At 55.1% G+C, this 25,039-nt stretch carries 24 protein-coding genes; 5 read left to right on the top strand and 19 right to left on the bottom strand.

Translation table 11 applies throughout. The annotated features are described in order from the left end of the window. Position 1: 1 nt before the first annotated feature. The 11 genes from A3193_RS13850 to A3193_RS13800 all read right to left on the bottom strand — a co-directional run bounded on the left by A3193_RS13850 (position 2) and on the right by A3193_RS13800 (position 11,608). Positions 2–268, bottom strand: a complete 267-nt coding sequence (locus tag A3193_RS13850) for an HP0495 family protein (RefSeq protein ID WP_071933756.1) — start codon at positions 266–268, stop codon at positions 2–4. A gap of 4 nt (positions 269–272) precedes the next feature. After that, complete coding sequence (locus A3193_RS13845) at positions 273–1,421, bottom strand: D-alanyl-D-alanine carboxypeptidase family protein (protein WP_069015084.1); 1,149 nt, start codon at positions 1,419–1,421, stop codon at positions 273–275. Positions 1,422–1,566: 145 nt separating this feature from the next. After that, positions 1,567–2,418, bottom strand: a complete 852-nt coding sequence (locus tag A3193_RS13840; RefSeq protein WP_069015083.1) for a septal ring lytic transglycosylase RlpA family protein — start codon at positions 2,416–2,418, stop codon at positions 1,567–1,569. Between the two features lie 6 nt (positions 2,419–2,424). Beyond that, complete coding sequence (gene mltB, locus A3193_RS13835) at positions 2,425–3,420, bottom strand: lytic murein transglycosylase B (RefSeq protein ID WP_069015082.1); 996 nt, start codon at positions 3,418–3,420, stop codon at positions 2,425–2,427. A gap of 5 nt (positions 3,421–3,425) precedes the next feature. Beyond that, positions 3,426–4,556 carry a rod shape-determining protein RodA gene (rodA, locus tag A3193_RS13830; RefSeq protein ID WP_320408961.1) on the bottom strand — a complete coding sequence of 377 codons (1,131 nt, stop codon included), beginning with the start codon at positions 4,554–4,556 and terminating at the stop codon, positions 3,426–3,428. A 209-nt stretch (positions 4,557–4,765) separates the two neighbouring features. After that, on the bottom strand, positions 4,766–6,610 hold the full coding sequence (mrdA, locus tag A3193_RS13825) for a penicillin-binding protein 2 (protein WP_069015081.1): 1,845 nt from the start codon (positions 6,608–6,610) through the stop codon (positions 4,766–4,768). A gap of 18 nt (positions 6,611–6,628) precedes the next feature. Beyond that, positions 6,629–7,117: a rod shape-determining protein MreD gene (mreD, locus tag A3193_RS13820; protein WP_069003675.1), complete on the bottom strand. Its 489-nt coding sequence runs from the start codon at positions 7,115–7,117 to the stop codon at positions 6,629–6,631. Further along, on the bottom strand, positions 7,114–8,007 hold the full coding sequence (gene mreC, locus A3193_RS13815; RefSeq protein WP_268803220.1) for a rod shape-determining protein MreC: 894 nt from the start codon (positions 8,005–8,007) through the stop codon (positions 7,114–7,116). Before mreC ends, mreD begins: the two co-directional genes overlap by 4 nt. A gap of 85 nt (positions 8,008–8,092) precedes the next feature. After that, on the bottom strand, positions 8,093–9,142 hold the full coding sequence (locus A3193_RS13810; RefSeq protein ID WP_083218177.1) for a rod shape-determining protein: 1,050 nt from the start codon (positions 9,140–9,142) through the stop codon (positions 8,093–8,095). Between the two features lie 272 nt (positions 9,143–9,414). After that, a complete protein-coding gene (locus A3193_RS13805; protein WP_069003677.1) occupies positions 9,415–10,746 on the bottom strand; it encodes a DUF5666 domain-containing protein in 1,332 nt (443 codons plus the stop codon). A gap of 40 nt (positions 10,747–10,786) precedes the next feature. Continuing rightward, positions 10,787–11,608, bottom strand: a complete 822-nt coding sequence (locus A3193_RS13800) for a DUF6502 family protein (RefSeq protein WP_069003678.1) — start codon at positions 11,606–11,608, stop codon at positions 10,787–10,789. A 386-nt stretch (positions 11,609–11,994) separates the two neighbouring features. Between A3193_RS13800 and gatC the strand changes: the two genes are divergently transcribed. The 4 genes from gatC to A3193_RS13780 all read left to right on the top strand — a co-directional run bounded on the left by gatC (position 11,995) and on the right by A3193_RS13780 (position 17,579). Next, a complete protein-coding gene (gatC, locus tag A3193_RS13795; protein ID WP_069003679.1) occupies positions 11,995–12,282 on the top strand; it encodes an Asp-tRNA(Asn)/Glu-tRNA(Gln) amidotransferase subunit GatC in 288 nt (95 codons plus the stop codon). A 53-nt stretch (positions 12,283–12,335) separates the two neighbouring features. Then, entirely contained in the window at positions 12,336–13,790 is a 1,455-nt protein-coding gene (gene gatA / locus A3193_RS13790; protein ID WP_069003680.1) for an Asp-tRNA(Asn)/Glu-tRNA(Gln) amidotransferase subunit GatA, read from the top strand. Positions 13,791–13,861: 71 nt separating this feature from the next. Then, a complete protein-coding gene (gene gatB, locus A3193_RS13785) occupies positions 13,862–15,295 on the top strand; it encodes an Asp-tRNA(Asn)/Glu-tRNA(Gln) amidotransferase subunit GatB (RefSeq protein ID WP_069015080.1) in 1,434 nt (477 codons plus the stop codon). Between the two features lie 70 nt (positions 15,296–15,365). Beyond that, positions 15,366–17,579: a reprolysin-like metallopeptidase gene (locus tag A3193_RS13780; RefSeq protein WP_235615004.1), complete on the top strand. Its 2,214-nt coding sequence runs from the start codon at positions 15,366–15,368 to the stop codon at positions 17,577–17,579. A gap of 72 nt (positions 17,580–17,651) precedes the next feature. Here A3193_RS13780 and A3193_RS13775 read toward each other — a convergent pair whose 3' ends face one another. Beyond that, positions 17,652–18,503, bottom strand: coding sequence for a hypothetical protein (locus A3193_RS13775; RefSeq protein ID WP_069015079.1), 852 nt, complete (start codon positions 18,501–18,503; stop codon positions 17,652–17,654). Positions 18,504–18,839: 336 nt separating this feature from the next. Between A3193_RS13775 and A3193_RS13770 the strand changes: the two genes are divergently transcribed. After that, positions 18,840–19,385, top strand: a complete 546-nt coding sequence (locus A3193_RS13770) for a CAP domain-containing protein (protein ID WP_162272430.1) — start codon at positions 18,840–18,842, stop codon at positions 19,383–19,385. Between the two features lie 31 nt (positions 19,386–19,416). Here A3193_RS13770 and A3193_RS13765 read toward each other — a convergent pair whose 3' ends face one another. The 7 genes from A3193_RS13765 to hemA form a co-directional block, all read right to left on the bottom strand. After that, the gene (locus A3193_RS13765) at positions 19,417–19,734 is read right to left on the bottom strand and encodes a glutamyl-tRNA amidotransferase (protein WP_235615003.1); all 318 of its coding nucleotides are present in this window, start codon (positions 19,732–19,734) and stop codon (positions 19,417–19,419) included. 64 nt (positions 19,735–19,798) lie between these two features. Further along, complete coding sequence (gene rrtA / locus A3193_RS13760) at positions 19,799–20,407, bottom strand: rhombosortase (protein WP_069003686.1); 609 nt, start codon at positions 20,405–20,407, stop codon at positions 19,799–19,801. 15 nt (positions 20,408–20,422) lie between these two features. After that, positions 20,423–21,169 (bottom strand): HesA/MoeB/ThiF family protein, encoded by a 747-nt coding sequence (locus A3193_RS13755; RefSeq protein WP_069015077.1) that lies wholly within the window; start codon positions 21,167–21,169, stop codon positions 20,423–20,425. Between the two features lie 52 nt (positions 21,170–21,221). Beyond that, complete coding sequence (locus A3193_RS13750; RefSeq protein WP_069003688.1) at positions 21,222–21,632, bottom strand: hypothetical protein; 411 nt, start codon at positions 21,630–21,632, stop codon at positions 21,222–21,224. Between the two features lie 130 nt (positions 21,633–21,762). Further along, positions 21,763–22,605 carry a peptide chain release factor N(5)-glutamine methyltransferase gene (prmC, locus tag A3193_RS13745; RefSeq protein ID WP_069015076.1) on the bottom strand — a complete coding sequence of 281 codons (843 nt, stop codon included), beginning with the start codon at positions 22,603–22,605 and terminating at the stop codon, positions 21,763–21,765. Positions 22,606–22,621: 16 nt separating this feature from the next. Beyond that, positions 22,622–23,701 carry a peptide chain release factor 1 gene (gene prfA, locus A3193_RS13740; protein WP_069003690.1) on the bottom strand — a complete coding sequence of 360 codons (1,080 nt, stop codon included), beginning with the start codon at positions 23,699–23,701 and terminating at the stop codon, positions 22,622–22,624. Next, positions 23,698–24,966 (bottom strand): glutamyl-tRNA reductase, encoded by a 1,269-nt coding sequence (hemA, locus tag A3193_RS13735; RefSeq protein ID WP_068989717.1) that lies wholly within the window; start codon positions 24,964–24,966, stop codon positions 23,698–23,700. The genes prfA and hemA overlap by 4 nt, the downstream gene beginning before the upstream one ends. Positions 24,967–25,039: the final 73 nt, after the last annotated feature.

Here is a 25,039-nt window from a genome sequence, read left to right as displayed (position 1 = left end):
TTCAGAGTGCCATGACCACTTTTTCATGGGCACTGAGGTCGAGATAGATGGCGTCCAGCTGTGCCTTGCTCTCGGCACGCAGGGTGACGGTAACCGAGATCCACTTGCCGCCTTTGCTGCTGCGGCTGTTGACCGCGGTTTCGGTGATACCTGGTGCATGGCGACTGATCAGCTCAACCACCATCGCCTCGAATCCAGGCTCTGCCTTTCCCATCACCTTGATCGGGAAGTCGCAGGGAAACTTAAGCAGTGTCTCTTCTTCGTCCACGGTCTCACTCCAGCCAAAGCAGTGCGCTGTCTTTGATCTGCTGCCATAGATTGCCTTCAGCGATACCCTTCAAAGAGACCAGCGTGGCGGATCTGACCGGTTCCCCATTCAAAGTCACAGTCACCTTGCCAAGGGATTGCCCTTCGCTAACCGGGGCCATGATCTTTGGATCGATCTCCAGGCTGGCGTCGAGGTTTTTGTATTGATGGCGGGGTATGGTCACATTCAGGTCTTCGTTCAGTCCCAGGGGGAGCTTCTCCCGCTCACCTTTCCAGATTCTTACCCGATTGAGGGTTTCACCCGCGGCATACAGTTGATGGGTTTCAAAGAAACGGAAACCGTAGTTCAACAGGCTCTGGCTCGCCTGGGCTCTGGCCTCTTCGCCTTTGGTGCCCATCACCACAGAAACCAGACGCATATTCTCCTTCAGGGCGGAGGCCACCAGACAGTAACCGGCACCTTCGGTGTGGCCGGTTTTCATGCCGTCCACACTGTTGTCCCGCCATAACAGTTTGTTTCGATTGTGCTGTTCTATGTTGTTAAAAAGAAAGGATTTCTCCTTGTACCAGGGATAGTATTCCGGGAACTCGCCAATCGTCGCTATCGCCACTTTGGCGATATCTGCCGGGGTCGTATAGTGGTTTTCATGGGGCAGGCCGGTGGAGTTGACGAAGTTGGTCCGGGTCATGCCGAGCCGGGTCGCATGGGTGTTCATCAATTCGGCGAAGGTCCCTTCACTGCCGGCAATGTGTTCGGCCAGGGCGACACAGGCGTCGTTACCCGACTGGATGATCATGCCTTTGATCAGATCGAGCAGTTTGACCTTCTTGCCGACCTCGATAAACATCCGGGAGCCGGGAGTCCGCCAGGCCTTCTCACTGACCAGTACCTGGTCTTCCGGGGTGATGTTGCCCTGTTGCAGTTCACGAAACACGGTGTAGGCGGTCATGATTTTTGTCAGACTGGCGGGTTCCAGACGTTTGTCCGCATCCCGTTCAGCGAGTACCTTGCCACTGTGGAAATCGACCAGCAGATAGCCGGTGGCGGAGACCTCCGGAGGTGCCGGTAAAGGTACAGCGGCATTTACGCACAGGGTGAAGAGGGCCAACAGGCCAGTTGCAAAGAGATTGTAGATTCGTTTGGGTTGATACATGAGTATGGATAATTCTGTCGATAATTACAGGCTATTGTATTGAACTTGGATTGAGTTGCCTATCGCCGGATCTGTTCAGATGTCAGCTGAGATCAGATCTCGGCAGGGGAGTGTTAACAGGCCCTAGGGTTTTCAGAGCATGCGTTTAACGAATCACAACATGGGGATTTTCGATACCCAGCTGACTGAGCCTCTGGCTGAGGTGATCCGCCAGCTCGACACTTGCGATCGGCCCTACCTGGACCCGGTAGACCCGTTTCGCCACGGCGCTGTCTCCCTGTATGAGTACACTGGTCTTCAATTGTTCCTCCAGCCGCTGTTTCAACCGCTGTGCATTTTGTGAATCGCCGAAGGCCCCGACCTGAAGAAAAAGCTCGGGCAGTCTCTGTGTCTTCTGACGAGCTGGGGTGACCACAACACGGGTTGGTGTCGGTTCGGTGGAGTCCGCTTGCAATGCGGTGACCTCCACCAGCCCGGTCCCTTCACCAATGATGCCCAGTTTCCAGGCTGCGGTGTAGGAGAGATCGATCAGCCGATTGTCATGGAACGGACCCCGATCGTTGACTTTGACTACCACACTGCGGTTGTTCCTCAGGTTGGTGACCCGTACATAGCTCGGCAGAGGCAGGCTCTTGTGGGCAGCCGTCATGGCGTACATATCGTAGGGCTCGCCGCTGCTGGTGCGCTGGCCGTGAAACTTGCTGCCATACCAGGAGGCTATGCCGCGGGCGTTGTAGCCCTGGCTGTTCGACAGAGTGTGATAGCGTTTACCGAATACCACGTAGCTGTTCGGATTACCGTACCTGCTCTTCGGTTCATCCCTGGGGGTGGCGTCCGGTATCGCCGCCATGTCGGCCGGTGGCGGATGGTAAGGACTCACCCCATCGGATTGGCTGCTGCGGCTGCCTGGTGCACTGCTGCAGCCGGCCAGGATCACCAGGCCGAGATAAAACAATGTACGGTAGAGCATGATAACCGGCTGACTCGGGCTGATCATTGTCGATTACCGGCGGCTGGCCTGTTTCGATGCCAGAATTTCCTGGCTCAATTGATAGACAGCCATGGCGTAGAGATTGCTGTGGTTGTAACGGGTGATGACATAGAAGTTATCCAGCCCCAGCCAATACTGCTGATGGTTTCCCGCATCCAGCTTGATCAGACTGGTCTGAGCCTCAGCATCGAGTGGCAGCTGATCCAGGGGTTTGACTCCTGCCGCAATCAGCTCCGCTACCTTGATGCTCGGTTTCATGCCGGCCTCCACAAACTTCTGCAGGTCTCCGCTGCCCTGCACCTGTCTGGTGATCGGCTGATCCTTCTGCCAGCCGTGAACCTTGAAGTAGTTGGCCACACTGGCAATGATGTCGGCATTACTGTTCCACAGGTCCCTTTTGTCGTCCGCATTGCCATCCACGGCGTAGCGGCGGTAGCTGCTGGAGATGAATTGGGGTTTGCCCATGGCGCCGGCATAGGAGCCCAGGGCGCTGTAGGGGTCGACCTGCTCTTCCCGGCTCAGCAGTAAGAACTGTTCCAACTCCTTGCGGAAGAACTTGGCCCGTTTCGGATAGCCGAACGCCAGCGTGGTGAGCGAGTCGATCACCTTGTATTTGCCGGTATGCCGGCCATACCGGGTCTCCACCCCGATGATCGCGACAATGATCTCAGGGGGGACACCATAGGTCTGATAGGCCTGCTCCAGCAGCGCGGCGTTTTCATGCCAGAAGTCGATGCCGCCGGCAACCCGGTCGGGCTTGAGAAAGATCGGACGGTACTGATACCAGGCTTTTGACTCCGCCGGTCGTGTGATGGCGGCGATGATATCGTCCCGGAAACGGGTCTTCAGCAGCAGCTGATCCACCTCGGCTGCCTGGAAACCGTGCTTGTTTGCCATCTCATCGGCGAATGCTCTGAACTCCGCCTTCATCTGAGGTGTGTGGGCGCAGGCCAGATTTGACAGGCTGATGAGGAGAAAGAGCGTGATTTGTGTCGTTATTCGCTTCATATTCTTTAAGTGGGTAGCAGTTTTTTATGGGTCTGTATGGACATCAGGATACCGAAGCTCGCCAGAATGGTCACCAGGGAAGTTCCGCCGTAGCTGATCAAGGGTAAGGGTACACCGACAACGGGCAGTAAACCGGTAACCATGCCCGCATTCACAAAAAGGTAGACGAAAAAAATCAGGGAAAGTGCACCGGCCAGGATACGGCCAAAGGTATCCTGAGCCTGGGATGCGATATAGAGACCGCGTAGAATGATGAACAGGTAGAGCATCAACAGCGCGACCACACCCACTAGGCCAAACTCTTCCGAGATCACGGCGAAGATGAAATCGGTATGTCGTTCCGGGAGAAATTCGAGGTGTGACTGGGTGCCGTTGAGCCATCCTTTGCCGCTGATACCACCGGATCCGATGGCGATTTTCGACTGAATGATGTGGTAGCCGGTGCCTAACGGATCACTCTCTGGATTGAGAAAGGTCAGTACCCGCTGGCGTTGGTAGTCATGCATCAGATACCAGGTCACCGGCCCCATGGCGGCCATCAGAACCCCGCCAAATGCAATCAGGCGCCAGCTAATACCGGCAAGAAAGAGGGCAAAGGCACCGCCTGATCCGACCAGCAGTGCGGTGCCCAGGTCAGGTTGTTTGGCAATCAATATTACCGGCAGCACGGTGAACAGTGCGGCTGCGATCAATCTTGAGGGGGAGGGGGGAAGTGGCTGTTCCGCCAGATACCAGGCGATCAGCATCGGCAGGGTCAACTTGAACATCTCTGATGGCTGGAAGCGAACGAATCCCAGGTCGAGCCACCGCTGGGCCCCTTTACCCAGTTCGCCGAACAGAATCACCAGCACCAGAAAGAGGATTCCCAGGCCATACAGCCAGGGAGACCAGCGGCGAAAATTGTCCGGATGGATCTGTGCCAGTACCACCATCACCACAAAACCGAAACCGAGCCGGATCAGCTGTTTGTGCAACAGCGCCATCTCCTTGTCGCCGGCACTGAAGAGAATCGCCAGGCCGATACCGACCAGCAACAGCAGTGCAATCAACAGTGGCAGATCGATATGCAACCAGGCCAGCAGGCCCTGGGCCCTGGCCGGTTGTGATTCGTGAAATGTGATATGGGGTTTTGCCACGCGTGTAGTGCCCTATATAAATCGTGCACTTGGAAAGCCACTCAAGCCGCGAGTGCAAGATGCAGCCCGCAGGGAATGGCTGTTCCCTTTCCAAGGGGTGCAATGCCGCAACCGTGGCTTGAGTGGCTTCCCGCAGGGCGAGGTATGGGGTTTCAACGCCAACTTAAGGTATGCCTCGTCTAAATGTATGATTTGTATAGGACACTACACTACTTAGCCTGAGCTGTGTCGACCAGATAACGATCCATGACCTGACGAGCGATCGGTGCGGCAACTGAGCCGCCGTGTCCACCGTTTTCAACCACCACCGCAATGGCAATTTTCGGACTCTCCACCGGGGCGAAGGCGACAAACAGTGCATGGTCACGCTTTCGTTTCGCAACGGTCTCTTCATCATACTCCTCATCCTGTTTGATGCTAAACACCTGCGCGGTTCCGGTTTTGCCCGCAATCCGGTAGTTGCTGGTATAGATCGACCTGGCCGTTCCCTGCTGCCCCTCGACCACCTGGGTCATGGCGTCGATCACCTGATTCCAGTGTTCCGGGTCGAGCTGATGGAGTACATCCTCGATCAGCGGGCTGTCTCTTTTCTCCCCATCCGGGCCTTCGATGGTGGCAACCACCCGGGGACGGATCCGGTGACCCCGGTTGGCCAGGGTGGCGGTTGCTGAGGCCAACTGCAGGGGGGTTGCCAGGAAATAGCCCTGGCCAATACCGACAATCAGGGTTTCACCCGGGTACCAGGGTTCCCGCCGTTTACTCTGTTTCCACTCCCGGTTCGGCATCAGACCGGATAGCTCACCATCCAGGTCCACCCTCGAGGGTATGCCGAAACCGAACCCGGTAAGAAACTCATAGAGACGGTCTATACCCAGTGTTCTGGCCAGTTCGTAGTAGTAGACATCGCAGGATTCGATAATGCCTTTCGCCATGTCGACTTTGCCGTGTCCCCACTTTTTCCAATCCCTGTATTTATGGTCCTTGCCGGGCAGTTGATAGTAACCGGGGCAGTAGGTCTCCTGATAAAAACCCACCACATCGTATTCCAGGCCGGCAAGTCCGATGAACGGTTTTACCGTCGATCCCGGTGGATATTGGCCGCGAATGGCGCGGTTGAAGAGGGGGTTGTCAGGGGAGTCCTCCAGTGCCCGGTAATCCCTGCTGCTGATCCCCTCGACAAACAGATTGGGGTTGTAACCCGGTTTGCTGACCAGGGTCAGCACGCCGCCGGTCTCAACATCGATCGCCACAACTGCGCCGTTGTAATCACCCAGCGCCTCCAGCGCGGTGGATTGAAGCCTCATGTCGAGAAAAAGCTCCAGGTTGTTACCCGGTTGCGGCGGTTGATTCTCCAGCACCCTCAGCACCCGGCCTTTGGCATTCACTTCGACCTGCTGCAGGCCCACATCCCCGTGCAGCAGGCTTTCGTAGCTCTTCTCCACGCCATTCTTACCGATAAAGTCGGTGCCACTGTAGTTGGAGGTATCGATGAGCTGCAGCTCTTTCTCATTGATCCGACCCACGTAGCCGAGCAGATGAGCCGTCTGCAATCCTTGAGGGTAGTCCCTGAGCAGAGTCGCTTTGACATCCACGCCGGGAAACCGGTGGCGATGCACCGCAATGCGGGCGACCTCATCCTCCTGCAGGCGGACCCGGATCGGGATGCTGTCGAAACGTCGGCGCTGTTTGCGCAAACGGTGAAAGCGTTGGATGTCATCTTCGGTAATGGAGATGATCTCGCCGATCTGCTCGATAGTCTCTGCCAGGTCCCGGGTCTTCTCCGGAATGATCTCCAGACTGTATGCCGGCAGATTTTGCGCCAGAATGGCCCCATTGCGATCGAATATAAGCCCTCGCGTGGGGGGTAAAGGTTCGAGTTTGACCCGGTTGTCCTGGGAGAGGGTGGTGAAGTGATCGTGGTTCTCAATCTGCAGAAAGAACAGCCTGCTGACCAGCACGATCAGCGCCAGTATCACCAGTGTGCCGGAGACGATCGCTCTTCCCAGGAAAAGCTGGCTCTCGTGCAGGTAGTCCTTGAGTGAGGATTGAGGCACCGGTGGCGTTCTCCAGGATCAGCTGACGTGAAAGCGGTGACTGATGTCCCGCAATATAATATAGATCCAAGGCCACAACAGGGTGCTGACCACGGGGGTTACCCAGTACCAGAGGGATGGGGTTGGGTAGTTGGCGGCGCCGGTGGACCAGAGTGCAAGCAGTCGCTCAACCAGCAACAGGATGAAAATGGTGAATACCTGCTGTCGTAAGGGAATGACCCGAACCCGCAGGTGCAGTCTCAGCATCAGATAGGCGACCACGGAGAAGCCAAGGGCGTGCTGGCCAAGCAGGGTGCCGGTCAGTACATCGAGTAGGAATCCGGTGCTCCAGCCCACCCCGACCCCGATGCGCTCCGGCATTGTCATGCACCAGTAGATCAGGATCAGGGCCACCCATTGGGGGCGAAAAGTGTTGGCCCATTCGGGCAGCGGCATGATGGTGAGAATGAATCCGACCAGCAGACTGAGATAGATCACTGAGCTACCGTTCTGAGGCTGACTGATCATGGCGCCTCCTCGGACTCTGCAGTCTCTTCCTGATCGTCAGCTGATGCACGCTGCTGTTGTGATTCGATAGCGCTGTCAGGATCGAGGGTCCAGACCAGCAGGACTTCCCGGATCCTGTCCAGGTGTGCGGTGGTCTGGGCGATCACCGAGGCGAATGGTTGCCCGGGTTCGCGCCTCACTTCGATGACTTCCGCCACCGGGTAACCCGATGGAAAGCCGCCGCCGAGCCCGGAGGTGATCAGCAGGTCACCCACTTGTATATCCGCGTTGTTCGGCAGGTGGGGCAGCTCCAGACGGTTGATCAGACCGGTGCCCAGGGCAATGGTACGCAGGCCATTACGATTGACCTGGATGGGGAGTGCATGGGCCGCATCCGTGATCAGCAATACACTGGCATTGAATGGCGTGATATGGGTGACCTGGCCGACCACCGCATTGGCGTCGAGTACAGGCTGGCCTTCAAAAATACCGGAGTTTTTGCCTTTATTGATCAAAACCTGCTGGCGGAAAGGGTCCTGCTCAACCGCAATGATTTCAGCGATCAACACCCGGTCCCCGACCTTGAATGAGGAGTCGAGCAACCCTCTCAGGCGCATGTTTTCCGCTTCCAGCGCCTCAAACTTCTGTAACCGGGCGCGTAACTGCAGGTTCTCCTGGTGCAGGTTTTCCCGCTGCTCTTCCAGCTCGTTGCGGCTGATGATGGCGTCACTGGCCGACTCGCTCAACAGCAGCGGCAGGCTGGCCAGGTACTGGACAGGGTAGAGCAGCACGGAGAGTGCGGATCGTAGCGATTCCAGGTGGTTATAGCGATGGTCAAGCACCATCAATGAGATGGACATGAGGGCGGCCACCACCAGTCTTGTGGTAATTGAAGCGCCCTGTGTGAAGATCAGTTTAATGGCTGAATGACTCCGTAAAGTGTCTACTGCAATCGCTCAGACGTACAGTAGGCACGTCAGGGCAGCTGAGGTGACATTAGTCAACCATGAAGAACTCACCACCCCGTTCGTCGATCAGTTCCAATGCCCGTCCACCGCCACGGGCGACACAGGTCAGTGGATCTTCCGCCACAATCACCGGTAGGCCGGTCTCCTCCTGCAGCAGGCGGTCGATATCCTTGAGCAGGGCGCCGCCGCCAGTCAGCACAATGCCCCGTTCGGCAACATCGGCGCCGAGTTCAGGCGGTGTCTGCTCCAGTGCGGTCTTCACTGCCCCGACAATACCGGACAGGGGCTCCTGTAGAGCTTCGAGAATTTCATTGCTGTTGAGGGTGAAACTGCGCGGAATGCCTTCTGCAAGATTGCGTCCTTTGACATCGATCTCTTTCACTTCGTTGCCGGGGTAGGCGGAACCGATTTCATGTTTCACCCGCTCAGCGGTGGCTTCACCGATCAGGGTGCCGTAGTTGCGTCGAACGTAGTTGACGATCGCATCATCGAACCGGTCGCCGCCGACTCGGACGGAGTTGGCGTAGACGATTCCGTTCAATGAGATGATCGCCACTTCGGAAGTACCGCCGCCGATGTCCAGAACCATCGATCCGCGGGCTTCATCAACCGGTAAACCTGCACCGATTGCCGCCGACATGGGTTCTTCGATCAGGTAGACCTCACGGGCGCCCGCGCCCGCAGCCGACTCTTTGATGGCACGTCTTTCAACCTGGGTGGAGCCGCAGGGAACACACACCAGAACCCGGGGACTGGGGCGGATGATGCGGGATTCATGTACCTTGTGGATGAAGTACTGAAGCATCTTCTCGGTAACCGTGAAATCGGCAATCACGCCCTCCTTCATCGGTCGGATGGCGGTAATATTCGCCGGGGTTCTGCCAAGCATCTTCTTGGCGTCTTCACCTACCGCCACCACTGATTTCGCACCGCCCGGTCCTCTGTCCTGGCGAATTGCAACAACGGACGGTTCGTTGAGCACAATGCCCTGACCCCGGGCATAGATTAAGGTGTTGGCTGTACCCAGGTCGATGGAAAGGTCATTGGAAAATATGCCACGGATGCGTCTGAACAGCATGGATCTCTTTATCTTCTCGTGTCAGTGGTTGATATGGGGTCTATCCTGGGTTCGATCAGGCGGCAGGATTGGTACTGCGCCCGACTCGAGGAACCTGGGTAAACCAGAAGACGGCTAATCTATCAATGGTACAGGAGATGAGCAAGAATGGGGATGGTGAATCCGGAAGAATTCACCTTTTTTAAGTCATAAACGGAGTATTCCGGAGTTCCTGTCGGGTTACTGCCTGCCCGGGAGGAGGCGTTCCTCTCCCGGGCAGGAATGCGCTGGGATCAATCCTCTTCGATCTTGCTGGCGGTCAGTAGACCGTTGGCGAAGTCCCCCTCGACCTCGACCCTCTGATCCGAGAACTCATACTCCAGGTTGGATGTGTCGACCAATACCCCGAACACCCGGATGGTGGTCTCATCGATGAACTCGGGCATGCCTTCAACTTCAGCGTTGTGGTTTTCCGGTGCCCGTTCCCTTTTCAACTTGGTGGCGATCAGCTGTCCGTTGTCACTGAATACCTTGGCTTCCAGGTAGTCGGTGGATACGAGCTGCGCCAAGGTGAAACTGTCCTCATCCTCCAGGTCGCTCTCCATGATGGTGGAGCTGGTGACCTGAATCGTCTGTCCCAGCAGGGTGATGGTTCCAGCGGAACTATCCACGTTGTCAGCCCCGAGAATTCCGGCAATTTCGCCCTTCTCCGACTGTTCTGCCTTGAGCTCGATCTTTTCGGCAATCAGGATTGTGCCATCCATGACACCTTCAACCTCGGCAATGCGGCCAACCGTCAACTGACTGGTCTGGCCGCTGAATGGCGTATTCGAGGCATCCACGATCTGGCCGTTCAAGGCAAATTGGTCCTGGCTGTCCAGGGCGGTGGTAATACGCCCTTCGATTTCGACATCATCTCCGTCGTCGGCAACCTGATTGGTGCCATCCCCTTCAACCTCTATGGAGTCGGCTTCGAACACTTCACCGACAAAGCTGTCGCCTTCAACTTCGACAAATGTGCCCTCATCCGGGATGGTGAGTGTGCCTGCCTCGATGGTCAGATTGCCGATCTGGAAGCGACTGCCGGAGATACTCATCACCACACCCGATACCTCCAGGCTATCTCCAGACCAACCCAGGGATTCCACTTCGATACGGGTTGCCAGAATATCCCCGTTACCATCGGTGAAACCGCTCACTTCGACGACACTGTTAACAGGGAGATCCGCCAACGAGGTGGCATCGAATGGGTTTTCATAAACCGTCTCGTCATCGACCGTAATGGTCTGGTTCATGATGGTGAGTGTATTGTTGGTCGCGATGTCGTTTCTGTCGACGACCCCCTCTAACAGGCTGTCATACTCAACACTCTCCGCTTCACCGGTGGCGCTGGCCTGATCACTGCTACCATTGATGACCACCACCATGCCGATGGCCAGGTCATCCTGGGTGCCGTCACTGTTGTTTACCGTGAAGCTGGCATTGTCGGTCTCATATTCGGTACCGTTGACGAAGATCGAGCCGAACCCGGTTACTCTGCCCTGGGTTACCCCGGTACCGCCGATGCCGCCATCGGCAACCTGGGAGCCGCCGCCACCGCCGCCACAGCTGTAGAGTGCAGTCATGCAAACCGCACAGATAATTGGCGAGATTAACCTGTTCAAGCTAGTCATTTCGCTGTATGTCCTTTTCGAAATAGTAGATGCCTATGCCGGCCTGTATCCGCCCGGTTCCATCACTCTCTGAAGTGACATCCCGATCGTGTCGAGAGAGGTATTTATCGCACTCAAGCAGTAGCGCCTGTGACTTTTCAGCGCTCAAATTGCGAAACTCCGGCAGGGCCTCTACCGGTAGATTGTCATAGGCTACTTTACGTTGAAAATAAGGCGATTGGGAACCGGTCTGTAGATTGTGGTCGATGGTGTCGATCAGTAACTCCACATCGGTGCCCAGGATGTGCAGTTTGCCAGTCTCTCCGGTTCGGGGAATATAGCCGTCACTGAGCAGCGTGATCTTACCGGATTCATTTTTTGCAATGGTACCCACCCTCAGCAGTTCGTCATAGATTGCCCGGGGCGGTACGTCACCGCTGTGTTCCCGCACCAGATCACTGAAGCTGTTTTTACCCCTGTCGAACTCCAGTGCAGCGGGTTCCCCTTTCTTGTTGGTGAAACGCTTGTCTCTCAACCAGCCTGAGATGACTCTGGCGGCACGGTTGTACTGATGAGCGATGGCACTGTCGTCCGGGGTATCGATTTTCTGCAGTCGGCTGACCTCTTTGCGGGTCAGGCCGGTGATCACCGAGACGCGGGAGACGGTCTGTTTACGGCCAGGAATGCCGAACTCCTTTGAGGCGACATCCATAAAAGTCCACTTGCTCAAATCGGCAAAATCGCCATAGGTGAAGCCATTACGCAACATCAGCCTGACGAGCGGCCGCAGCAATTTCAGGATAGAGGCGGTAAGTATTTTACGATTTTCATCCATTTTGACGTCTCACTAACCCGATTTACGATCTATATCAGGCTTCACTCTAATCCCAAATAGCTCGAAAAGTCTTTGATATTTATCGATTCTGGTCAATTTTCCCCAAACATCATCCGATGAAAGGCCAAGCTTTTATTGTGGTCTATCATCCCCTGGTTGGGAATATTATCCCAACTAGACCTATTAGTGAATTATAGATGGTAATTCAAAGAGGTAAAACTGAATTACATTCACAAAATTACAAATATTCTGGTTCGGCCAGGGTGACCCGGATTACTCAAATCGCCATTTCTTGGCGATTTGAGCGTGATGGCAGCCGGTTCGCCATGTATACACTCTCCAGAGTGTGGTAGATTCCCCTGTTTTTCTAACCAGGAATCAGCCGGATGTCATTAGATCGTTCCGATGTTGAAAAGATTGCTCATCTGGCGCGTTTGGCGCTGGATGAAAACCAGGTAGAAGGCTATGCGGCGGAGCTGAGCAATATCCTTGCTCTGGTCGAACAGCTCGAGGCGGCGGATACGGACAATATCGAGCCGATGGCTCACCCCCTGCATATGGCCCAGAGGCTGCGGGAGGATCAGGTAACCGAGCCGGATTGCCGTGATCAGAATCAGGCCGTTGCCCCGCTGGTAGAAAATGGTCTCTATCTGGTACCCAAGGTAATCGAGTAGTGTCGTCAGATCCTAGAATCCCTAGCGCTATTCACAGTCAATGAAGTCTAACCATGCATAAAAAAACGATTGTTGAGCTGGCAGCCGGATTGAAGGCCGGTGAGTTCTCCAGTGTTGAGCTGACAGGCCATTTTCTCGAACGGATCGAACGTCTGGATGGGAACATCAATGCCTTTATCACTACCACTGCGGAACAGGCACTGGCTGACGCTGCCACGGCTGATGAGAAGCTGAAAGCCGGTGACGCTGGCCCGTTGACCGGTATTCCCATCGTGCAGAAGGATATATTCTGTACCCAGGGTGTGAAGACCAGCTGCGGTTCCAAAATGTTGGATAACTTTATCTCACCCTATGACGCCACGGTGGTGACAAAACTGAAACAGGCGGGTGTCATCTCACTGGGTAAGGCGAATATGGATGAGTTTGCCATGGGCTCCTCCAATGAGACCAGTTTCTACGGAAATGTGCACAATCCCTGGGATAGGCAGCGGGTGCCAGGCGGCTCATCAGGTGGCTCGGCCGCTGCTGTGGCTGCACGTATGGCAGCGGCGGCAACCGGTACCGATACCGGTGGTTCGATTCGTCAGCCAGCCGCTCTCTGTGGCATCACTGGACTGAAACCGACCTACGGGCGTGTCTCCCGGTTTGGCATGATCGCCTTTGCATCGAGTCTCGATCAGGCCGGTCCAATGACCGCCAGTGCCGAGGATGCCGCACTGATGCTGCAGGCGATGGCCGGTTTCGATCCACGTGACTCCACCAGTGCGGATCATCCGGTACCCGACTATTCGGCCGGTCTGAACGACTCCCTGGCGGGGCTGAAGATCGGCCTGCCGAAGGAGTATTTCGGTGAGGGCTTGGATGAAGATGTCAGGAGTTCGATAGAAGCCGCGTTGGAAGTCTACAAGGGGCTGGGGGCCGAAGTGGTCGAGATCAGCCTGCCCAACAGTGCCATGGCGGTACCGACCTACTATGTGGTCGCTCCGGCCGAGTGTTCGTCCAATCTGTCCCGATTCGATGGTGCCCGGTTCGGCTATCGTTGTGACAATCCGAAGGATCTTGAGGATCTCTATAAGCGCTCTCGGGGCGAAGGTTTCGGTGCTGAGGTGAAGCGGCGCATCATGATCGGTACCTACGCGCTCTCCGCAGGTTACTACGATGCCTACTATCTGAAAGCGCAGAAGACCCGTCATCTGATATCGGACGATTTCAAACAGGCATTTGAACAGGTCGATGTGATCATGGGGCCTGCTACCCCTGCACCCGCTTTCAAGCTGGGAGAGAAGACCGATGACCCTGTGACCATGTATCTGAATGATATCTACACCATCGCAGCCAATCTGGCCGGTCTGCCCGGGCTTTCGATGCCGGTACAGCCGGCGAACGGTCTGCCGGTGGGATTACAGCTCATAGGAAACTATTTTGCCGAAGCCAGACTGCTGAATGTAGCCCATAAGTTTCAGCAGGAGACTGGCTGGCACCGGCTCATTCCCGAGGGATTGGATTAGAGAATCGGACTGCCTGATGGCAGATTCGATCAGCAACAGTAAACAGATCAGCGCAACATAGAGTTATAGATATGCAGTGGGAAACCGTTATCGGCCTGGAAATACATACCCAACTCGCTTCGAAATCGAAGATTTTCTCCGGCGCCTCAATCGCCTATGGCGCAGAACCGAATAGCCAGGCCTGTATCGTGGACCTGGGTTTCCCCGGTGTGCTGCCGGTACTCAACGAGGCGGCTGTGGATATGGCGCTGATGTTTGGTCTGGCAGTGGATGCAGAGATCGGTCCACGCTCTGTCTTCGCCAGGAAAAACTATTTCTATCCCGATCTGCCGAAAGGCTATCAGATCAGTCAATTCGAACTGCCGATCGTTGGTCGGGGATCTCTGACCATCGATCTGGAGGATGGTCAACAGAAAGTGATCGGCATCACCCGGGCTCACCTGGAAGAGGATGCGGGCAAATCCCTGCATGAGGATTTTCACGGAATGAGTGGGATTGATCTGAACCGGGCCGGAACGCCACTGCTGGAGATCGTCTCCGAGCCGGATATGCGTTCGATCAAGGAAGCGGTAGCCTATGCCCGCAAGATTCATCAGCTGGTGGTCTATCTGGGGATCTGTGACGGCAACATGCAGGAGGGCTCTTTCCGGGTCGATGCCAATCTCTCCATGCGACCCAAAGGTCAGCAGGAGTTCGGCACCAGAACCGAGCTGAAGAACATCAACTCCTTCCGCTTTCTGGAGCGGGCGATGAATTTCGAGCGGGAGCGCCAGATCGATCTGCTTGAGAGCGGTAAGGCGGTTGTCCAGGAGACCCGCCTCTATGATGCGGATCGGGATGAGACCCGCTCCATGCGCAGCAAGGAGGAGGCCAACGACTACCGCTATTTCCCCGATCCCGATCTGTTGCCGGTAGAGATCACCGAGCAGCGTCTGGGGCAGGCTCGGGAACGGATGCCGGAACTGCCGGATCAGAAAAAAGCCCGCTTCGTAACCGACTATCAGCTCTCTGACACCGATGCGACGTCGCTTACTCAGAGTCGTCAGCAGGCCGACTACTATGAACAGGTAGTTGCCACCGGCGCCGACCCCAAAATGGCCGCCAACTGGGTCACGGTGGAACTGGCCGGTGCACTCAACAAGGCCGGATTGGAGTTGGCCGATTCACCGGTCAGTGCGGAGCATCTGGGTGGCTTGCTGAAGCGTATCGCCGACAACACCATTTCAGGCAAGCTGGCGAAGCAGGTGTTTGAAGCCATCTGGCAGGGTGAGGGGGATGCGGATACGGTGATCGAGGCCAAGGGGCTCAAGCAGATTACCGACAGTGGTCAGATCGAGTCGATCATCGATGAGATCATCGCCGCCAATCCAAAGCAGGTGGAACAGTTCCAGGCCGGTAAGGAGAAGTTGCTGGGATTTTTTGTTGGCCAGGTAATGAAGCAGACCCAGGGAAAAGCCAACCCAGGCCAGGTCAACCAGATCCTGCTGAAAAAGCTGAAAGGTTGATGGGCAGACAGAGGGTATTGCTGAAATCCCCCGATTGCCAACCAACCAGGCCCTAAACAAAGGAGGTTCGATGCGGATTTGGCATAGCATTAAGACCAGTGGATGGTTGTGGCCTGTTGTTCTCTTGCCGCTGGTTGCCGAGGCCGGCATCTGGCGGGATCTGTCACCACCTGAATATGCTGCCAGAGCAGTCACTGAAACCCCGCGCTACTACCGTGCCCTTGAGGCGGACCTAGCGGCCCTTCGGGCACAACTCTCTCAGGCACCATCCGAGTCCGGACTGGCAATTCACAACAGCCATCAAATCACGCTGCCCCTGCCCGGTGGTGAGATGGTGCGCTGCTGGATAGAACAGTCGCCGGTGATGGCCCCAAGCCTGGCGGATCGCTATCCGGAGATCGCCACCTATCGTGTCAGGGGCGTGGAAAACCCGGAGCTGACCGGGCGGCTTGATCTGACCCCCAGAGGCTTTCATGCCATGCTTACCTCCCCATCCGGAACCATCTATATCGACCCGGATCCGGACGGCCACTATCGAAGCTTCTATAAATCGGATTACGCGAAATCTGTCGGTATGGCTGAGTCCCAACAGATCTGTCAGCTCGATCATCAGATCAGTGGTGAGGCCTTGGATCCGTGGGTTGTCAGGGCCGGCAGGCAGACCCACAGCAGTGATCAGCGACGCATCTATCGGCTTGCCGTAGCGGCTACCGGTGAGTACTCCGCCTACTTCGGCGGCAGTGTTGCTGAAACCCTCGCCCAGATTGTGACGGCGATCAACCGGGTCAACCAGATCTATGGTCGTGATCTGGCAATCCAGTTTCAGCTGGTGGGCAACAACGATCGGATCATCTACACCGATGCAAGTTCGGATCCCTATACCCATACGCCCAGCGGGATCCCCACCATGCTGACTGAGAATCAGCAGAATCTCGATTTTACTCTGGGTGCCGACAGTTACGATATCGGTCATCTGTTCGGTATTCTTGGCGGCGGTCTGGCCAGTGTGGGTTCGGTCTGTCAAAGCTTCAAAGCCCAGGCCTATACCGGCACTTCTGAACCTGACAACGATGTTTTTTACATCGATTTCGTCGCCCATGAACTGGGGCATCAATTGAATGCCAACCATACATTCAACGGAACAACAGCCAATTGTGGCGGTGTCAATCGAGTTGGCTTTGCGGCAGTTGAGCCGGGCAGTGGATCGACCATCATGAGTTATGCCGGGATTTGCGGGGATGAAAACCTTCAATCCAACTCGGATGCGACATTCCATGCACTCAGCATCGAAGAGATGGGAAGCTACATCAACCAGGGCAGTGGCAGACTCTGTGGCACGCTGGTTTCCACCGGTAACCGGGCACCGATGGTCGATGCGGGAATCGTAGGCGAGGATGGGGTATACACTATTCCTGCCGGAACCCCCTTTCGACTCACCGCACAGGCCGAGGATCCGGATGAGGACAGTATCTCTTATCAGTGGGATCAGATGGATGCCGGGGGTGAGGGTGGTGCCACTGATGCGGATACCATCGGTACGGATATCGATCAGCAGGACAACCCGTTGTTTCGCTCCTTTTTACCAACCACCTCCCCGGATCGCTATCTGCCGCGACTCAGTTCCCTGTTGGCCGGCACTGAAGATATCGGTGAAACATTACCGACCAGCAGCCGGCAACTCAACTTCAGGCTCACCGTGCGGGATGGTGAATCCGGGGTGTCCAGTGACGATTTGGTTATCGATGTGGATGATAGTTCCGGCAGCTTCCAGGTTACTGGAGGTTCGCTCAACAGTGGCGGTCGATTCAACAGTGGCTCGAGTCAGTCGATCAACTGGTCGACTGGCGGCACTGAGCAAAGCTGTACCGAAGTACTGATCTCGCTGATGAGTCTTGATGCAAGCGATCCACCCACGAACTATTGTGATTATCATGATCCAGGTATGACGATTCTCAACCTGGGACGCTATCCCAATAGTGGTTCTGCATTGGTCGAGTTACCCGATGTTACGTTGCAACAAGGACGGATCATGCTGGCCTGCGCAGAGGGTCTGTTTTTCAATCTGTCCGGGCAGAATATTTCGATTCAAGGTGGCTCGCAGGAGATTGCCGGTGACTGCAAACCATTGGATGGGACAAACCTGCAGCACGGTACGCTGTTTACCGATGCAGGTGGGGCGACAAAATTCGACAGTCCCGGCGGAGGCGGTTCTTTTTGGTTGCTTAACCTGATACTTGGGCTGTTCAGCCTGGCCGCCATTCGTGAGCGAATTCATCACCCATGAGGTTATTTCGTGAGTCGCAGCTTGTGCTGAGACTGAACAAAAAGTGTGATGCTGTTTGGATTGACTCCTGAATCAGCTTGCACGGAATCGACAAGGCTTGCTGAACAGGCTGAACAGTGTATTCAACATCTGCGTCGCCTGTCGGAACAGGTGCAGATTGGACCGGTAGTGTGTTTGGGCGGTAATGAACTTTCTGCGGCGGCTATCCCGCAACTTGATATAGCAATCCCTTTCATCGCAAGTCATGGCATCCAGTGTCTCCTGGCTCTTATTGGAGAAGCTGACACTCTCCTGCATGGTGTTGAGGTTATCCATGGCGGCTTGCAGAAACTGAATCTGTATGGCGGCAATCGAGCCTGAGATCACCACCAGCCAATTGATGGTTTTTTCGTTGACTTCCTGGGGATCGCCACTTCCGATTAAACTGAATACCAGCTTTTCGTAGATGAAGTTAAGTGTGCGTTGCCATGACCAGCTGTTCTGTAGAGTGTTGATCATAATCGCAATGGATTGTTGGTTTTCTACAGCTATAGTCTCCTTGAGGCTTGTGCTGGTTTGCCGGTTTTGCAATGGCAGAAACTCCATGCAGAGGGAGTCTGTCTTGCTGCGACAATCCAGTGATACCGGGATATTCGATATTGAGCAGTTGTGTTTTACCGTGTCACGTAACTGATCCTGTAAAAAACCAGGCAGGGAGGAGTCGCAAAGTTGTTGATTCAGACTCTCGTCGGCATGATCGGTGAAACTATGAATGAAACCTGCTGCCATATCTTCAGCGCCATGATCATCCGTAATGCTTTGCAGTCGATAACTGATTCGCTGCAGGTTTTTATCACTACGCAATGAGCCCTGTGGTCGACAGATGAGTCTGCGTTGCTGCGGTAGGTGGTGGAGATGTCTGATTGGATGTAACAACATGGACATGGAAAACTGTCTATCGGTTAACGCTTAATATTGTTCAATTTAGTTGATTCAACATCTTCATGTAACTAGGGATTCCCCGAGCTATTATGAGCGCAGTTTAATTACTGACTTGGGTTGAACGATCGGTAAACGCTCTTTTTCGATTGGTTGGTTTGGAGTGCGACGCTCCTTATCATTGAAAAAAGGATTGTAATGAAACGCCCTGGAACTTATCTGCTTTTACTGGCCATTCTGATCAGTTTTTCAGTCATATCCAACCGGCTGATATCCGATGGTATTGGTAACTTGAAACATCAATCAGGATTTGCTGTTTACTCTTCACAAGATGCAACCTCAATGTTTGGGAAGCTGCCGTTCACTAGCAGGCTTGCCAGATCATATGAAGAGAGAGAGCTGCACGACCCGGCTTATGAAGCCGATCGGCCAGCCGAAGGTTCTGTACAGGCCGCAGGGCCTTGTGAGGTCACTCCCCATCAACAGGAGATGTTACAGCTGGTTAATCGTGCCAGAGCCAGGCCGCGGGATTGTGGTGGTGAAATCCACCAGGTCGCCGCTCCGTTGAGATGGAACTGCCGCTTACATGAAGCCGCTGTGGTGCATTCGCAGGATATGATTGATTATGATTTTTTTGATCATCAGGGCTCTGATGGATCAACGGTTGGTCTGCGGGTTAGCCGCTCTGGCTATGAGTGGCGTACTGTTGGGGAGAACATTGCCGCAGGCTATCCTGACAATGAAGCGGTCATGCAGAACCTGTTGTCGAGTCCCACCCATTGCGGGAATATCATGAATCCGAAGTTCCGGGAGTTCGGTTCTGCGGTGATTGCAACGGATCAGGCTCACTACGAAAACTACTGGACCCAGGTTTTTGCGAGCCGATGATCGAGCGGTAACGGCCTGAGTGGCTTTGCGTCTATTTATCGAGACACTGTTTTAGGATTGCCTGATTATAAGCGGCCGCATAATCATAGGCCCGTTGTAATAACTTCAGGTGAACCTCTCCCCGCACCACATCCGTGGATCCCTCCACATAGCGGATACCACAGATTGTCTTTGCCTTACTGGTCAGCTCTGTGGGAACTCCCGGCAGATCGGTAGCCCGCCCCATCATTCCGAGCAGCCGTTTATCTCGTTTATCCAGGGCAGCCTGAACATCGCGTTCGACATTCACATCACTCAGCCAGGCTAATGACTCGACACTTCTTCTCTCCTCGGGGGTGAGTTGGTTCAAATCAATATCCTGACTATTTTGGCAGGCTGCCACGGAAAGCAGCAGGGTTAAAAAAATGGCTCGCCTATTCACTGGTTTTCCTGTTAATTGCGAAGAGTATTCTGCCGATCAGCCAGACAAGCATACCACTCAACGCACCGTAGAGATGTGATGCGACCACAACCGGTCCATCCGCCATCGATTCACTGCCCGGTAGTGGCCCCTGCCACTGCTCCCAGGCTATTTTCCCTGTCACAGCGAGCAGCAGACTCACAGAGAGTAGAGGCTCTGTCTTGAGTCGATTGAACAAGCCCCAGATCAAGAGACCGTGGAGGGCGCCGGAGAGGCCTCGGTACCAAACCAGTTGCGGACTGAAATACCAAAGTGCCGCTGAGGTGATGAGGGTGATGAACAACAGTATCAGGCCGCAGTGTTGCGAGGGAAGATTGTTCATCAGCAGCGCCCAGATCATCCATAGACCCAGCAGGTTCATCGTCAGATGACCCCAACCAAGGTGGACCAGATGTGCCGTGATCAGGCGCCATATCTCGCCGTTTGAGATATGGTCACGGTGATATTCAAACCATCCTGATGCGCTCTCTGTGGCGACGGAGAGCAGCAGACAGACCAGGGTGACTGCGAGCGGACAGATGGTGTGTGTGAAGGGGAATTTGAAACTGGCTGATCTATCCAATGGTCGATCCGTAGTTCAGCCTTGCTTACCGCAGACCGGACAGCCTGGGTCCTGTTTCAATTTCAAGCTGCGCCACTCCATCTGAAGTGCATCGAGTAACAGCAACCTGCCTTCAAGTGCATTACCCGCCCCGGTCAGAACTTTGATCGCTTCAGTCGCCTGGATGCTGCCGATGATTCCGACCAGTGGTGCCAGAACCCCGTTCGCTGAACAGCTCTCATCCATCCCGCCCTCATCCGGATAGAGGCAGTGGTAACAGGGGCTGTTGGGTTTGCCGCTGAACACACTAACCTGTCCCTCCATGCGTATCGCCGCTGCAGAGACCAGCGGGGTCTGGTACCTATGACAGGCCTTGTTGATGGCAAAGCGGGTGGCAAAGTTATCGGTGCCGTCGAGCACCACATCTGCCTGTTTCACCAGTTCGTTCAGCTGACCCTGATCCAATTTTTCTGCTGTGGTCTCAACCCGGATCTCGGGATTGATCGCTTGCAGTGTCTGTTTGGCTGATTCAACTTTCAGCTGATCGATGCGATCCGTGGTATGGATGATCTGGCGTTGCAGATTGGTCAGATCCACTCGGTCGAAATCGAGCAGATGTAGAACGCCCACGCCGGCAGCGGCAAGATACATCGCAGCGGGTGAACCCAGACCGCCCAGGCCGATGATCAGGGCCCGTGAATCGAGCAGTCGTTGTTGCCCCTCAATCTCGATGGAAGGCAACATTATCTGTCGACTGTAGCGCAGCAGTTGATCGTCATTCATAGAGTCAGGACCTGAACAATTGAATTGACCGGTAACAGGTCATTGTGTGGTATCAGAGGTATTTCCGCCAATGTTCCGGGCGTTGATCCCGTAGTTGATGATTCATCCGTTGATAGCGGTCTGCAAAGATCATTCGGGTGCATTTTGAGTCGCTTCGGTTGCATCCCAGGTTGGCGCGCTCGGTATCTTCCGTATAGTAGTAGAGGGCTCTTTTGAGGCGATAGAGCAGACGGTTGTCGATGTGCAGGCCCATTGCCGTCAGGCCGGTCTCGATCTGCTCAAGTGAGACCTCCATCAGTTCATATTGAATCTGCAACAGGGTGGGGGAGACAGGATTTGTTTTAATAATACCTGACACATCCGCCAGTAAGCTTGACGCTGTACCGGCCTGATTAGGGTCCGGGTGGAGTTCGACAAAGTGAATGTCCCGGTGTTTCACCAAGTCGTGTGGGGGATCACCCATAGCCTTCAATCCTAGCGAAAGCGATAAAATAATCAAGCAATTTAGAACACGCTGAAGCGCTCAGGGCTGGCCCCTCTGAGGATTGGATCAGCATGATTATCAGTCACTCAATCGATTGATTTTAAACGATTCAGGAGCGACAGCCTTCAGTCACTCTGGGTTGCCCGGCAAGATCCTCATGACTCGATATCCCACTCATTCCGGCAGACTGCATCAGTCGGCGCACAGCGGCAGCCTGATTGTATCCATGTTCGAGTAACAGCCAACCGTTCCGTTTCAGCCTGACTGGTGCCTGCTTGATGATGGTTCGGATATCATCCAATCCATCCTCTCCGGAGACCAGGGCGGTTTGGGGTTCATAGGGTAGATCCCCCTGTGCGAGGTGGGGGTCGGCCGATTCAATATAGGGCGGGTTACTGAGGATCACATCAAACTGCTCACCCTCGGGTAGTGCATCGCACCAGTCACCGGCATGGAATGCCAGATTGCGTAGATCCAACCGCTGGGCATTTTCCGTGGCGATGTTGAGTGCGGCCTGGTGCAGATCGGTGGCAACCACTCTGGCATCCGGGCGTTCGCTGGCCAGTGCCAGGGCAATGGCGCCACTACCGGTGCCCAGATCGGCTGCAGTCGGGTTGTGGCAGCTCTGCAGATGGTGGATTGCCCGTTCAACCAGCAGTTCGCTCTCGGCCCTTGGGATCAGGGTGTCGGGTGTCACCCGCAGTGACAGAGACCAGAACTCCCGCTGCTGCAGAATATAGGCGATGGGCATACCCTGCTGCCTCTGTTCGATCAGCTTTTGATAACGCTGTTGTTGGGGTTCGCTCAATTTCGCCTCGGGCCAGGTGTAGAGATGGCTCTTCGGCTTATTCAGCAGGTGACACAGCAGCATGGACGCTTCCAGGTCGGGATTGTCGGCGATGTCAGTGAGGGATTGTTGTGCTGCCAGCAGGGCCTGTTTGAGTGTTGGCATTGGATGCCCGGTAGCTTCAGGCTTCGCCCATGGCGGCCAGCTCTTCAAGCTGATGTTCCCGCAACAGGGGTTCCACCACTTGATCCAGCGTGCCGGTCATCACCTCATCGAGTTTATAGAGGGTCAGATTGATGCGGTGGTCTGTCAGGCGGTTTTGCGGAAAATTGTAGGTGCGGATGCGTTCCGATCGATCGCCGCTGCCGACCTGCAGTTTACGGGCGCTGGCCTGCTCCGTGGCGATCTTCTGTTGCGCCTGGGAGAGCAGCTTGGCCTGCAGCAGGGACATCGCCCTGGCCTTGTTTTTATGCTGCGAGCGCTCGTCCTGACACTCAACCACGATACCGGTGGGCAGGTGGGTGATGCGTACCGCGGAATCGGTTTTGTTGACATGTTGTCCACCGGCACCGGAGGCGCGATAGGTGTCGATGCGCAGATCGTTACTGTTGATCTCCACATCATCCACCTCCTCAACTTCCGGCAGTATCGCCACGGTGCAGGCTGAGGTGTGGATGCGTCCCTGGGATTCGGTCTCGGGTATGCGCTGTACCCGGTGGGTGCCCGATTCAAATTTCAGACGGGAGTAGACCGCACTACCACTGATACGACAGACAACCTCTTTGTAACCCCCGTGCTCACCCAGGCTTTCACTGATGGTTTCGGTCTGCCACTTCTGTGATTCCGCATAACGAAGGTACATCCGGTGGAGGTCACTGGCGAACAGGGCCGCTTCGGCACCACCGGTGCCGGCCCTGATCTCGAGAAAGACATTACGTTGATCGTTCGGATCGGCCGGAATCAGTAGCAGCTGCAGCTCAGGCTCCAGACGCTCCCTGGCCTCTTCAGCATGATTCAGCTCCTCTTTGGCAAGCTCGGCCATTTCCGGATCTGACATCATCTCCTTTGCCGCCTCGATATCCTCTTCCGCTGCGGAATACTCCCTGAATGTCAGAACCACGGGTTCCAACTGGGCATACTCCCGTCCCAGGTCGCGGAACTGGTTCTGGTTACTTTGGATATCCGGATCCGCCATCAGTGCGGTGATCTCTTCGAAGCGTTCGGCGATCTGGTCCAACTTGCCGCGGAGTGAGGGCTTCATGTTTTATTGTCTGTTTTTTTGATTTGAAAAAGCGTGTTGGCGGCTTCCAGCAACTCAATCTGGCCATTGAATCCGGCCTGGCGCATCTGCGTGCTTGGAGTATGTAGTAGTTTGTTGGTCAGGGTGTGGGCAATGAAGCGGATCGCCTCTTCCGGGGATTTGCCCTTTGCAAGTTGCTGCAGTGCCTTCTGCATCACTTCGTCACGCAACTGTTCTGCACAGCCGCGATAGTCCTGGATCAGCTCCACCGCATCCAGCGAGCGCAGCCAGCCCATGTAGTCGTCCACATAGTGCTCGATAATCTCTTCAGCCTGTTCGGCCGCCTCTTCCCGTGAGCGCATGTTCTCCTGGATGACCTCATCCATATCATCCACGGTGTAGAGATAGATATCGCTGAGATCTGCCACTTCGGGTTCGATATCCCTTGGAACGGCGATATCCACCATGAATATGGGCCTGTGTTTGCGCTCTTTCAAAGCGCTCTCGACCGTTCCCTTGCCGAGCACGGGGAGTGGACTGGCGGTGGAGGATATCACGATATCCGCCTCGGCCAGATGATTGCTGATCTCCGTCAGGGCGATGGCATAACCCTCAAATTGAGCCGCCAGTTGGTGCGCCCTTTCCACTGTTCGGTTTGCTACGATGATGCGCCCGATACCGTTCTGGCTCAGATGCCGGGCCGCCAGCTCCACGGTTTCACCGGCGCCGATGAGCAGTGCGGTCTGTTCCGAAAGGTCACTGAAAATCTGTTTCGCCAGGCTGACCGCGGCAAAGGCCACTGAGACCGGACTGTTGCCGATGTTGGTGTCGGTGCGGATCTGTTTTGCCGCCGAGAAGGCGTGCTGAAATAGTTTATAGAGCAGTTTGCCTGTGGTGCCGGTGTCGGTTGCCGTCTGGTAGGCCGCCTTAACCTGCCCCAGAATCTGTGGTTCCCCGAGTACCAGGGAATCGAGGCCGCAGGAGACGCGCAACAGGTGTTTTACAGCATCCAGCCCGAAATGGCTGTACAGATAGGGCATCACCCGGTCGCTGGGCAGGCCGTGAAAACGGCTGATCCAGTCAGCCAAGGGTTCGTGGTCCTCTTCATTGAGGATGCAGTAGACTTCTGTCCGGTTACAGGTGGAGAGGATAACCGTCTCTTTGACTGCCGGGTTCTCCTGCAGACTGCGCAGGGCTCCGGCAATGATATCGGGACCAAAGGTGACCTTTTCCCGGATTTCTACCGGGGCGGTTTTGTGATTAAGTCCGAGTGCAAGTATCGACATCTGAGCGGGTACGCAGCCAACAGAATTGGAAATTTTGTTATATCAAGGGGTTAAATTCAAGCTCAAATCGCCT

It is taken from the genome of Candidatus Thiodiazotropha endoloripes, from assembly GCF_001708965.1.
GTDB lineage: Bacteria > Pseudomonadota > Gammaproteobacteria > Chromatiales > Chromatiaceae > Thiodiazotropha > Thiodiazotropha endoloripes.
This window is presented reverse-complemented; position numbering and strand designations above follow the sequence as displayed.